Here is a 12711-nt window from a genome sequence, read left to right as displayed (position 1 = left end):
GCGTAGACCCGGGCGCCGGCACAAACGGAGGAGAGCCTGCTACGGATAGAGCGATGGTAGAGCGCACACGCCACAGGGTGACAGGGGCTTTCAGGAATTGGCCCCGTGTGAGAACGCTGCGTAATCCTCAGTCGTTCAGCGGAAGTTGCACGACCAGCAGCTTGCCCGCCATCGTGACCCCGCCGTCCATGGCGATCGCGAGCCCTTCCGCGTACACGTGAGGACCGTCCACCGCCTCGGGTCCGCGGGCCTCGTCGCCGTCCTCGGTGCCCACTTCGCCGAGCAGGTAGGGGATGGGGCTGTGCCCGTGGACCACGCGGCTGCCGCCGTAGGTGCCGAGCAGTTCGCGTACGGCCTGCGGTCCGGTGCCCTCGTCGCGGAAGGCGAACCGCTTGGTGAACTTGCGGAAGAGGTCCCAGGTGATGTCGGCGTCGTTGCGGTTGAGCAGCTCGTGGATGGTGTCGTTCACGTCCTCGACGGTGTCGCCGTAGTCGAGGTACGCCGTCGTGTCGGAGTGCAGCAGCAGGTGGCCCTCCTCCAGGACGGCCGCGTCGAGGCGGGACATCCACTGAAGGTGTACGTCCTGGAGGCGCTCCATGTCGGTGCGCTGGCCGCCGTTGAGGAGCCAGGCGGCCTGGAAGGTGGCGGTACCGGCACCGGAGGAGACGGGAGTGTCGCCGAACCGCTTGGCGCCGATGAGCAGCAGTTCGTGGTTGCCCATGAGGGCCTTGCAGTAGCCTCCGGCGGCGGCGGCCTCCGCGGACAGCCGCATGACGAGGTCGATGACGCCGATCCCGTCGGGGCCGCGGTCGGTGAAGTCGCCGAGGAACCAGAGCCGGGCATTGCCGGCGGACCAGCGCCGGTCGGAGTCGATCAGGCCCTGGGCGTGGAGTTCGGTGACGAGCTCGTCGAGGTAGCCGTGCACGTCGCCGACGACGTAGAGCGGGCCTGGACCGGCCGCCTCGGCCTCCTGGGGGACGTACTGGACCTGGACGGTGTCGCCTGGTCCGCCGAGTGCGCCGCGGCCGATGACGGGCAGATCGCGCTGGGTCGGCGTGTAGCCCTCGGGATCGCTCTCCTCGGGGTCCTGGCTCATGGAGCGCACAGGTTCCGCGACGGGCTGCGGAGCCGGGGGCGTCGGGGGCGTCGGGGGTGCCGGGGGCGTCGGGGGTGCCGGGGGCGCGCTCGCCTCCGGGGCGTAGCGGGGCTGCGGGGGTACGGACAGGGCGCCCTCGTCGTAGTACGCCGGGTACTCGCCGTACACGGGTGCCTCGCCGGGAAGCCCGGTGGATACGGCGTACGGGGCGGGTTCGTTGACCGGAACCCGGAAGTCCCGCAGCGTCGCCGTCCGCATCGCGGGTCCCTGACCGGCCCCCTGAGTCATCGACCCCTCCACCACCGTCGCGCTGCCGTACACCTGCGGACCCTCCTGACCTCCTGGGCGGAGGGTCCGTGATGTCGTGCGCCCATCATAGGAATGCGGTTCGCGCTCTGTGACGCACCAGGGGTGGTGAATCCTTTGCGGAGCCGTTCCTTCCTGCCGTTTTCTCCCGATATCGGTGCTGCAGAAATCTTGAGTAGTACCTTCAGCCGGGCTGGTGGGGCGGTCTGGCGGTCAGTCCTTCGCCGGGGAGCGGGGTGGGCTGACGGTCGTACGGGGCTGCCTGCGCTGCGAGGAGGTGCGGATGATCAACTCGGTCGGGACGACCTGTTCGACGGGACGTCCGGTGTCCACTCCCTCGATGGCGTCGATCAGCAGTTGGACGACGGCGGTACCGATGCGGCGGGGCTTGAGGGAGAGGGTGGTGATGGGCGGTTCGGTGTTGGCGTACACGGTGGACTCGCTGCAGCACACGAGCAGCAGGTCCTCGGGGACGCGCAGGCCGTAGCGCCGCGCGGCGGCGAGCAGGTCGGTGCCGTTGGGGTCGAAGAGACCGTAGACGGCGTCCGGGCGGTCGGGGCGGGCGAGCAGCCGGTCGGCTGCGACGGCGCCCGCGCACGGGTCGTGGGCGGGGTAGGACTCGTAGACGGGGTCCTGGCCGACGCGCTCGCACCAGCTGAGGTAGGCGGTGGTGGAGAGGCGGGTGTAGGTGTCGGTGGTGGTGCCGGTCAGCAGCCCGATCCTGCGGGCCCCGGCGGCGGCGAGGTGGTCGAGCAGGCCCAGTACGGCGGCCTCGTGGTCGTTGTCCACCCAGGCGGTGACGGGGAGGGAGCCGGCCGGGCGGCCGTCGGAGACCACGGGCAGGCCCTGGCGGACCAGTTCGGTGACGACGGGATCGTGGTCGGAGGGGTCGATGACGACGGTGCCGTCGAGGGCGACGTTGGACCACACGTCGTGTCGGGAGGTGGCGGGGAGGATGACGAGGGCGTAGCCACGGGCCAGTGCGGCGGATGTGGCGGCCCTGGCCATCTCGGCGAAGTAGGCGAATTCGGTGAAGGTGAAAGGTTCATCCCCGTACGTCGTCACGGTCAGGCCGATGAGGCCCGACTTGCCGGTACGGAGCGTGCGAGCGGCGGCGGACGGGCGATAGCCCAGCCGGTCGGCGACCTCGCGAACGTGGCGGCGGGTGGCGTCCGGCAGCCGCCCCTTGCCATTGAGCGCGTCGGAGACGGTTGTGATGGAGACGCCTGCCGCGGCGGCGACGTCCCTGATGCCGGCCCGGCCCTGTCGGCCGGCGGCCCGCCGGGTGGTCTCGGTCCGGCTCACCTGATGCTTCCCTGCTGCTGTCATGGCGAGCCGATAGTAGGGCTCGGTGGGGTGGGTGGTCCGGGTGCATATGCACCCGTTGACAGGCAGGTTTCTGCATGGTTCGCCACCCCCAATGACCTTGGAAATGAAGGTATTTGATCGCTCAGGGGGATCTTGGCCCTTGTCGGCGGGTACGAGCATGCCAAAACGGTGCGGTCTCGGGCCGGTCTCAACTCACCTGCACGAGGGATGCGCGCCACGGCGCGGGCCACCGGCGCGCGCATATATGCGCGCGCTCCCCCGCATTCCAGGCGCCCCCATTCTCGGGAAGGCGGAATCCTCATAAGGTGAGCAGTATTGAGTCGACGGCGACGTCGTACGGGACGGTCGAGGAGGACCTGCGGTGAGCGAGAAGAGCCCGAAGCTGCGCGCCGAGCTGGACGGCATTCCGACATACAAGCCCGGCAAGCCCGCGGCCGCGGGCGGGGCCGTTGCCTACAAGCTGTCCTCGAACGAGAACCCGTACCCGCCGCTGCCCGGGGTACTGGAGACCGCGGTCGCGGCGGCCGGGAACTTCAACCGGTACCCGGACATGGCCTGCACCGGCCTGGTGAACGAGCTCGCGGAGCGGTTCGGGGTGCCGGTCGAGCACGTTGCCACCGGCACCGGCTCGGTGGGTGTGGCCCAGTCGCTGATCCAGTCGACGGCCGGCCCGGGCGACGAGGTCATGTACGCCTGGCGCTCCTTCGAGGCGTACCCGATCATCACGCAGATCTCGGGTGCGACCTCCGTGCGGGTACCGCTGACGGACGGGGACGTGCACGACCTGGACGCGATGGCCGAGGCGATCACCGAGCGGACCCGGCTGATCTTCGTCTGCAACCCCAACAACCCCACGGGCACCGCCGTACGCCGTGCCGAGCTGGAGCGGTTCCTGGACCGGGTGCCCTCCGACATCCTGGTGGTGCTGGACGAGGCCTACCGCGAGTTCGTACGCGACGCGGACGTGCCGGACGGCATCGAGCTGTACCGCAGCCGGCCGAACGTGGCCGTGCTGCGCACGTTCTCCAAGGCGTACGGCCTGGCCGGCCTGCGGGTCGGGTTCGCCGTGGCGCACGAGCCGGTGGCCGCGGCGCTGCGCAAGACGGCGGTGCCCTTCGGCGTCAGCCAGCTCGCCCAGGACGCGGCGGTCGCTTCGCTGCGTGCGGAGGACGAGCTGATGGGCCGCGTCGGGGCGCTGGTGTGCGAGCGCAACCGGGTCCACGAGACGCTGATCGCTCAGGGCTGGACGGTCCCGGACACTCAGGCGAACTTCGTGTGGATGCGGCTGGGGGAGCGGACCGCCGACTTCGCGGCGGCCTGCGAGAAGGCCGGTGTGGTGGTCCGGCCCTTCGCGGGTGAAGGCCTGCGGGTCACGATCGGTGAGACCGAGGCGAACGACCTCTTCCTGCACACGGCCGAGGCGTTCTTCAAGGAGCTGTAGGGCGGTCGGCCCCGTCGGGGGCCGTTACGCCAGTTCCACGCGGACCGGGTCGCCGTCGCGGACGGTCGACAGCAGGCGGGGGTCGCCGTCGAACGAGCCGAGCACGTTGCACGGGCTCGCCAGGCGGCTCTCGCCTCCGCGCGAGATGGGAGTCGGGCCGTAGGGGAGCGCGAGCGCGTCGCCCTCGGTCCAGAACGCGACCGTGCCGGGTTCGACGACCTGCCGGGCGTCGTGCTCCAGCGCCACGGAGACGCCGGTGTCGAAGTAGACCTCCTCACCCCAGGTGTTCGCGGAGGCGGAGATCGGAAGGGCCTCGGCCAGCGCCTTGCTGGTCGGGGTCTCGTCGAGGGTTGCGGTGAGCTGGCCCGCAGGCCAGGAGATTCGTATCTGCATGGCCGTATTCAACAATCTGTTGAATTTCTTGGCTAGTGGGACCCCGCCTGATTACGCCGGATGCCGGTAGGACATAATGCTTGTGAATGTGAACGCGTTCACAAGCGTGTCCTACTTCCTCCCGTATTGGGCGGGACACGACAGGCAGACTGCCGCTCTGACCACGGCGACCGAAGGAGACGACGACGTGGACCTGGCTTTGGCGCCGGAGACGCTGGCGCGATGGCAGTTCGGTATTACCACCGTCTATCACTTCCTGTTCGTCCCGCTGACGATCTCCCTCGCCGCGCTCACGGCCGGGCTGCAGACCGCATGGGTGCGCACCGAGAAGGAGAAGTACCTCAGGGCCACGAAGTTCTGGGGAAAGCTTTTCTTGATCAATATCGCGATGGGCGTCGTCACCGGCATCGTCCAGGAGTTCCAGTTCGGCATGAACTGGTCCGACTACTCGCGGTTCGTCGGTGACATCTTCGGGGCCCCGCTGGCCTTCGAAGCGCTGATCGCCTTCTTCTTCGAGTCGACCTTCATCGGCCTGTGGATCTTCGGCTGGGACAAGCTGCCCAAGAAGATCCACCTGGCCTGCATCTGGATGGTGTCCATCGGGACCGTCCTGTCGGCCTACTTCATCCTCGCGGCCAACTCCTGGATGCAGCACCCCGTCGGGTACCGCATCAACGAGGAGCGGGGCCGGGCCGAGCTCACCGACTTCTGGCTCGTGCTCACCCAGAACACGGCGCTCACCCAGTTCTTCCACACCATCACGGCCGCCTTCCTCGTCGGCGGCGCGTTCATGGTCGGCATCGCCGCCTTCCACCTGGCGCGCAAGAGGCACATCCCGGTGATGCGGACCTCGCTGCGACTCGGCCTGACCGTCATGATCATCGCCGGTTTGGGCACGGCCATCAGCGGTGACCTGCTCGGCAAGGTGATGTACAAGCAGCAGCCGATGAAGATGGCCGCCGCCGAGGCGCTCTGGGACGGCGAGGCGCCGGCGCCCTTCTCGGTCTTCGCCTACGGCGACGTCGACAAGGGCCACAACAAGGTCGCGATAGAGATCCCCGGCCTGCTGTCCTTCCTGGCCAACGACGACTTCACCTCTTTCGTCCCGGGCATCAACGACGTCAACAAGGCTCAGCAGGAGAAGTTCGGCCCCGGCGACTACCGGCCCAACATCGCCGTTGCCTACTGGGGCTTCCGGTGGATGATCGGCTTCGGCATGGCCTCGCTCGGCGTCGGAGTGCTGGGGATGTGGCTGACCCGCAGGAAGTTCCTGCTGCCGCCGGGACTGCGCACCGGGGACGACGAAGTCCCGCACCTGGTCCTCTTCAAGGGCGCGCTGAGCCCCAAGTTCGCCAAGTGGTACTGGATCCTCGCGCTGTGGACCATGCTCTTCCCGCTGATCGCCAATTCCTGGGGCTGGATCTTCACCGAGATGGGCCGCCAGCCGTGGGTGGTCTACGGAGTCCTGCGCACCCGTGACGCGGTCTCGCCCCACGTCTCCCAGGGCGAGGTGCTCACCTCGATGATCGGCTTCACGCTGCTCTACGCCGTACTCGCGGTGATCGAGGTCAAGCTGCTCGTGAAGTACGTCAAGGCCGGGCCGCCCGAGCTCACCGAGGCCGACCTGAACCCGCCCACCAAGATCGGCGGGGACGACAAGAACCCTGACCGGCCGATGGCCTTCTCGTACTGAGGCTGAGGGGACCACACCATGCAACTCCATGACGTCTGGTTCGTGCTCATCGCCGTCCTGTGGACCGGCTACTTCTTCCTGGAGGGCTTCGACTTCGGAGTCGGCGTACTGACCAAGCTGCTCGCCCGCGACCGCAAGGAGAAGCGGGTCCTGATCAACACGATCGGGCCCGTGTGGGACGGCAACGAGGTCTGGCTGCTCACGGCCGGCGGCGCGACCTTCGCCGCCTTCCCCGACTGGTACGCCACCCTCTTCTCCGGCTTCTATCTGCCGCTGCTGCTCATCCTGGTCTGCCTGATCATCCGCGGTGTCGCCTTCGAGTACCGGCACAAGCGTCCCGAGGACAGGTGGCAGACCAACTGGGAACACGCGATCTTCTGGACCTCGCTGATACCCGCGTTCCTGTGGGGCGTGGCCTTCGCCAACATCGTGCGCGGCGTGAAGATCGACCAGGACATGGAGTACGTCGGCAGCCTCTTCGATCTGCTCAACGTCTACTCGATCCTCGGCGGCCTGGTCACCCTCACCCTGTTCACCTTCCACGGCGCGGTCTTCACCTCGCTCAAGACGGTCGGTGACATCCGGGACCGCTCGCGCACACTGGCCACCCGGCTCGGTGTGGTCACGGCCGTCCTGGCACTCGTCTTCCTGATCTGGACCCAGGTCTCGCGCGGCGACGGCAAGAGCCTGATCGCGATGGCCGTCGCCGTGGTGGCGCTGCTCGCGGCCCTCGGCTTCAACCTGGCGGGCCGTGAGGGCTGGTCGTTCGCACTGTCCGGGGTCACCATCGCGGCGGCCGTCGCGATGCTCTTCCTGACACTCTTCCCGAACGTCATGCCGTCCTCGCTGGACGACGCCTGGAACCTCACGGTCACCAACGCCTCGTCCAGCCCGTACACCCTGAAGATCATGACCTGGTGCGCGGGAGTGGCCACGCCGCTCGTCCTGCTCTACCAGGGCTGGACGTACTGGGTGTTCCGCAAGCGGATCGGGACGCAGCACATCGTCGATGTGCACTGACGCACTGGATGCGCTGAGGTCCTCGGTGTACCGAGGATTTCGGACGACTGACCCGCCGGTCCGGCCCTGCCCTGTCTCTGGGGGATGTTTCACGTGAAACCGATCGATCCGCGTCTGCTTCGGTACGCCCGCTCCACCCGCCTCTTCCTGGGGGCGGTGGTGGCCCTGGGTCTGGCCGGGGCGGGCCTGGTCGTCGGTCAGGCGATGCTGATCGCCGAGATCGTGGTCGGCGCCTTCGAGGAGGGCCTGGACGGCGAAGCGCTCCGGACGCCACTGCTGCTGCTCGCGGCCGTGGCGCTGGGGCGCGGGCTGATCGCCTGGCTGACGGAGCTCGCCGCGCACCGGGCGGGCGCGGCGGTCAAGTCGGAGCTGCGGGGCCGGTTGCTGGAGCGGGCGGCGGAGCTGGGGCCGGGCTGGCTGACCGGCCAGCGGACCGGGTCCCTGGTGGCGCTGGCCACCCGTGGCGTGGACGCCCTCGACGACTACTTCTCCCGCTACCTGCCCCAGCTGGGGCTCGCGGTGGTCGTACCGGTGGCGGTGCTCGCCCGGATCGTCACCGAGGACTGGGTGTCGGCGGCCATCATCGTGGTCACGCTGCCCCTGATCCCCCTGTTCATGGTCCTCATCGGAATGGCCACCCAGTCCCGGATGGACCGTCAGTGGCGGCTGCTGTCCCGGCTGTCGGGACACTTCCTGGACGTGGTGGCCGGCCTTCCGACGCTGAAGGTGTTCGGACGGGCCAAGGCGCAAGCCGAGTCCATCCGCAAGATCACTGACGACTACCGGCGCGCGACGATGCGGACCCTGCGCATCGCCTTCCTCTCGTCCTTCGCCCTGGAGCTGCTGGCGACCCTCTCGGTGGCGCTGGTGGCCGTGACCATCGGCATGCGGCTGGTCCACGGGGAACTGGACCTCTACACGGGCCTGGTCATCCTGATCCTGGCGCCCGAGGCCTACTTGCCGCTGCGGCAGGTAGGGGCGCAGTACCACGCCGCCGCGGAAGGGCTGTCGGCCGCGGAGGAGATCTTCGCGGTCCTGGAGACCCCGGCGGCGGCCCCGGCCGGTGAGAAGGTGCTGCCGGCCGGCACCCCGTTGCGGATCGAGATCGACGGGGTCGCCGTCCGGTACGAAGGGCGGGGCGAGGACTCCCCCGGGCCCGTCTCCCTGACGGTGGAGCCCGGGGAGTGCGTGGCACTCACCGGCCCGAGCGGCGTGGGCAAGTCCACCCTGCTCCAGGTGCTGCTGGGCTTCGTGACACCCAGTGCGGGGCGGGTCCGGGTCGGAGGCGTGGACCTGGCCGATCTGGCTCCGGCGCAGTGGCACGAGCGGATCGCATGGGTGCCGCAGCGGCCGCACCTGTTCGCCGGGACGATCGCCGAGAACGTGCGACTGGCCAGGGCGACGGCCTCCGACGCCGAACTGGACGCGGCCTTGAGGAACGCCGGGGCGTGGGAGTTCGTAGCCGCCCTGCCGCGTGGGGCGCAGACCCTGCTGGGCGAGGGCGGCGTCGGGCTGTCCGCCGGACAGCGACAGCGCCTGGCCCTGGCACGGGCGTTCCTGGCCGACCGGCCGGTGCTCCTGCTGGACGAGCCGACGGCGGCGCTGGACGGGGAGACCGAGGCGGGCATCGTGGACGCGGTCCGGCGGCTGGCCGTGGGGCGGACCGTGGTGCTGGTGGTGCACCGGCCGGCCCTGCTCGCCGTGGCCGACCGGGTGGTGGCCATGACGGCGGGGGGCTCCACCGCACCGGGTCCCGAGGCCGACCGTCCTCACCTTGCCCTTCCCGCGGCCGGTTCTGTGACGGCCCGGGACCCCGGGGAGTGGATCCTCGGTGCCGCGCCCGAGAAGGCACGCGCCGACGGGGGAACGGACACGGGCGGGACCGATCCGCTGCGCCGGGTGCGGGCCGTGGCCCAGGCGTGGCAAGGGCGCTTCCGGCTCGGACTGCTGCTCGGGGCGCTGGCCGTCGGGTGCAGCGTCGGGCTGATGGCCGTGTCCGGGTGGCTCATCTCGCGGGCCTCCGAACAGCCCCCCGTGCTCTACCTGATGGTGGCCGTCACCGCCACCCGCGCCTTCGGACTGGGCCGGGCGGTCTTCCGGTACGCCGAGCGGCTCGTCTCGCACGACGCCGTGCTGCGGATGCTCGCCGACCTGCGGGTGTCGGTCTACCGCCGGCTGGAGCGGGTCGCGCCCGCCGGGCTGCGCGAGCACCGCCGCGGGGATCTGCTGGCCCGGCTGGTGGCCGACGCCGACGCCTTGCAGGACTACTGGCTGCGCTGGCTGCTGCCGCTCGGCACCGCCGTGTTGGTCGGCGCCGGGTCCGTGGCCTTCACCACCTGGCTGCTTCCCGCCGCCGGAGCCGTCCTCGCAGGCGGTCTGCTGGCCGCAGGCATCGGAGTGCCGTTGGTCAGCGGGGCGTGCGCCCGCCGCGCGGAGCGCAGGCTCGCGCCCGCACGGGGCGAGCTCGCGACCCGGGTGGCCGATCTGCTCACGGGTACCGCGGAACTGACCGTCGCCGGCGCCTTGGAGGACAGGAAGAACCGCGCGCGGCAGAGCGACGGCGTGCTGACGGGCATCGCCGCGCGGGGGGCGGCCGCCACCGGGCTGGGCAGCGGACTGTCCGCGCTGGTCTGCGGGCTCACCGTCGTGGCCGCCGCGGCTGTTGCCGCGAGCGCGGTTCACGAGGGGCGGCTGTCCGGGGTGGCCATGGCCGTCGCCGTACTGACTCCCCTGGCAGCCTTCGAGGCGGTCAACGGGCTTCCGCTCGCCGTCCAGTACCGCCAGCGGGTGCGGCGTAGCGCCGAGCGGGTCTACGAGGTCATCGACGCGCCGGTCCCGGTCGCCGAGCCCGAACAGGCGCACCGGATCCCCGCCGAGGCCTTCCCGCTGCGGCTGACGGGGCTCGCCGCCCGGCACCCCGGGCAGGAGCGGGACGCGCTGCACGGGCTGGACCTCACCCTGGAAGCCGGCCGCCGCATCGCCGTCGTCGGTCCCTCGGGCTCGGGCAAGACCACGCTGGCCCAGGTCCTGCTGCGCTTCCTGGACCCGCGCGAAGGCTTGTACACCCTGGGCGGGACGGATGCGCGGCTGCTCGACGGCGACGACGTACGGACCGTCGTCGGCCTCTGCGCCCAGGACGCGCACCTCTTCGACAGCTCGGTGCGGGAGAACCTGCGGCTGGCCCGGACCGGGGCGAGCGAGGAGGAGCTGCGGGAGGCGCTGGCCGCGGCCCGGCTGCTGGAGTGGGCCGACGGGCTGCCGGACGGGCTGGACACCTTGGTCGGCGAGCACGGTGAGCGGATATCCGGCGGCCAGCGCCAGCGCCTGGCCCTGGCCCGGGCCCTGCTCGCCGACTTCCCCGTACTGGTCCTGGACGAGCCGGCCGAGCACCTGGACCTGGCCATGGCCGACGCCCTGACGGCGGATCTGCTGGCCGCCACCGTGGGGCGTACCACCGTGCTGATCACGCACCGGCTGGCGGGTCTGGAGGCGGTCGACGAGGTCCTCGTACTGGACCGCGGGGCGGTCGTGCAACGTGGCGGGTACGCGGAGCTGGCGGCAGCGGAGGGGCCGCTGCGGCGGCTGCTGGAACGGGAGAGGGCGGCTGACGGGAGCGTGGCCGAGTTTCACCGGGCCGACTTTGCTCGCGCTGCAACTTTCCCCACCAATCGGGACTAACTAGTCTCAAGGTCATGTCAGTGCAGGAGTCCCCGCAACCGTCGGATCCATCACCGGGAACGCCGGACCCCCTGGAGGCCGCGACCCAGGCCACCAGGAGTCTCCAGGGCCTGTCCACCGAGCTCACGGCCCGGGTGCCGCAACTGCTGGAAGCCATGAGGTCGGTCGGGACCGGACTGGAACTGCACTCCACACTGGACCGCATCTGCGAGACCGCGGCCGAGCTGGCGGACGCCCGCTACGCGGCGATCGGTGTCGTGGACACCGAGGGCCGCGGGCTTTCGGACTTCGTCACCTACGGGATCAGCTCCGAGCTCGCCCGGAAGATCGGCCACCGCCCGGACGGGAAGCGGGGGCTGCTGGGCGCGCTGATCTCGCATCCGGACACGGTGCGCCTCGCCGATCTGACCAAGGACCCGCGCTCGGCCGGATTCCCGGAGCGCCACCCGCCGATGAGGACCTTCCTCGGCGTTCCGATCAGGGTGCAGGGGGAGATCTTCGGAAACCTCTACCTCGCCGAGAAGAACGGTGGCGGCGAGTTCAGCGACTACGACGTCCACATGGTCCGGGTGCTGGCGACCGAGGCGGGCATCGCCATCGGCAACGCCCGGCTCTACGAGGCCGCCACCCAGCGCGAACGCTGGATCGACGGCTCGGTGGCCGTCACCACCGCCCTGCTGTCCGGCGGGGACGCGGACGATGCCCTCGTGGTCGTCGCCGAGCAGGCCCGCCGCCTGGCGGACTCCTCCGCGGGAATCGTGATGCTGCCGGCCCTGGACGGCGGGATGGAGATCGTCGCCGTCTCCGCCGAGAACCCGGCCACCTCGCTGGGTGTGGTGATCCCGGCCGAGAGCCCGGTGGTGGACAGACTGCTGCACGGCGAGCCGGTCTTCGTCGACGACGCCGCGTCCGACCCCCGCATGATCAGCAAGCTCACCAGCCAGTTCGGGCCCTGCATGATGCTGCCGCTGCACAGCGGCGGGCGGGTGCTGGGCGCCCTGGTCACCCCCAGGGCCCGAGGCACCCGTCCCTTCAGCGAGGCCGAGCGGACCCTGGCCACGCAGTTCGCCTCCCAGGCGGCGCTCGCCCTGATGATGGCCGAGGCCCAGCGCGACCGGGAGCGGCTCGCCGTGTTCGAGGACCGCGACCGGATCGCCCGCGATCTCCATGACCTGGTCATCCAGCGGCTGTTCGCCACCGGGATGATGCTGGAGGGGGCCCAGCGCCGGTCCATCGTCCCCGAGGTCCGCGACGGGGTCGGCAAGGCCGTGGACGAGCTGGACGTGACGATCCAGGAGATCCGCACCGCGATCTTCGCCCTCCAGCAGGGCCCGGCGGAGGCCCCGTCGGGGCTGCGCACCCGGGTACTGCGGGAGATCAACATGGCCGCTGTACCGCTGGGCTTCAAGCCCGCACACCGCTTCCTCGGCCCGATCGACGCGGCCGTGGGCGAGCTGGTCGGCAAGAACCTGATCGCGGCGCTCCGCGAGGCCCTGTCGAATGCCTTCCGGCACGCGGACGCCTCGCGGATCGAGGTGGTGGTGGACTCCACCATCACGCTGGCCGACGGGCGCCCCGGCGTGCGGCTGGAGGTCGCCGACGACGGGGTGGGCATCGCCCAGGGCGGACGGCGCAGCGGGCTGCGGAACCTGCGGCGCCGGGCCGAGTCCCTGGGAGGCGCGAGCTCGTACGGCCCGGGCCTCGGCGAGGACGGCGGCGGCACCACCCTGGTGTGGGAGGCCCCGCTCTGAGCCG

At 70.6% G+C, this 12711-nt stretch carries 8 protein-coding genes; 5 read left to right on the top strand and 3 right to left on the bottom strand.

From position 1 onward, the window contains the following. Positions 1-127 precede the first annotated feature (127 nt). Both OG447_RS06950 and OG447_RS06945 read right to left on the bottom strand, forming a co-directional pair. Complete coding sequence (locus OG447_RS06950; RefSeq protein WP_266938785.1) at positions 128-1399, bottom strand: metallophosphoesterase; 1272 nt, start codon at positions 1397-1399, stop codon at positions 128-130. A gap of 216 nt (positions 1400-1615) precedes the next feature. After that, a complete protein-coding gene (locus tag OG447_RS06945) occupies positions 1616-2731 on the bottom strand; it encodes a LacI family DNA-binding transcriptional regulator (RefSeq protein WP_266935562.1) in 1116 nt (371 codons plus the stop codon). A 361-nt stretch (positions 2732-3092) separates the two neighbouring features. Between OG447_RS06945 and hisC the strand changes: the two genes are divergently transcribed. Beyond that, complete coding sequence (gene hisC / locus OG447_RS06940) at positions 3093-4172, top strand: histidinol-phosphate transaminase (protein WP_266935560.1); 1080 nt, start codon at positions 3093-3095, stop codon at positions 4170-4172. Between the two features lie 24 nt (positions 4173-4196). Here the strand turns inward: hisC and OG447_RS06935 are convergent, their stop codons facing one another. Beyond that, a complete protein-coding gene (locus tag OG447_RS06935; RefSeq protein ID WP_266935559.1) occupies positions 4197-4565 on the bottom strand; it encodes a cyclophilin-like fold protein in 369 nt (122 codons plus the stop codon). Between the two features lie 187 nt (positions 4566-4752). Between OG447_RS06935 and OG447_RS06930 the strand changes: the two genes are divergently transcribed. From OG447_RS06930 to OG447_RS06915, 4 genes are all read left to right on the top strand, one after another. Continuing rightward, positions 4753-6258 carry a cytochrome ubiquinol oxidase subunit I gene (locus OG447_RS06930; RefSeq protein WP_266935557.1) on the top strand — a complete coding sequence of 502 codons (1506 nt, stop codon included), beginning with the start codon at positions 4753-4755 and terminating at the stop codon, positions 6256-6258. An 18-nt stretch (positions 6259-6276) separates the two neighbouring features. After that, on the top strand, positions 6277-7278 hold the full coding sequence (gene cydB / locus OG447_RS06925; protein WP_266935555.1) for a cytochrome d ubiquinol oxidase subunit II: 1002 nt from the start codon (positions 6277-6279) through the stop codon (positions 7276-7278). Between the two features lie 93 nt (positions 7279-7371). After that, the gene (cydD, locus tag OG447_RS06920) at positions 7372-10956 is read left to right on the top strand and encodes a thiol reductant ABC exporter subunit CydD (RefSeq protein ID WP_266935553.1); all 3585 of its coding nucleotides are present in this window, start codon (positions 7372-7374) and stop codon (positions 10954-10956) included. A 14-nt stretch (positions 10957-10970) separates the two neighbouring features. Beyond that, positions 10971-12707 carry a GAF domain-containing sensor histidine kinase gene (locus OG447_RS06915; RefSeq protein WP_266935551.1) on the top strand — a complete coding sequence of 579 codons (1737 nt, stop codon included), beginning with the start codon at positions 10971-10973 and terminating at the stop codon, positions 12705-12707. The last annotated feature ends 4 nt before the right edge of the window (positions 12708-12711 follow it).

Source organism: Streptomyces sp. NBC_01408, assembly GCF_026340255.1.
In the GTDB taxonomy this organism is placed as follows: Bacteria; Actinomycetota; Actinomycetes; order Streptomycetales; family Streptomycetaceae; genus Streptomyces.
The sequence above is the reverse complement of the archived record's forward strand: the minus strand, read 5'-3'. Positions and strand labels throughout refer to the sequence as shown.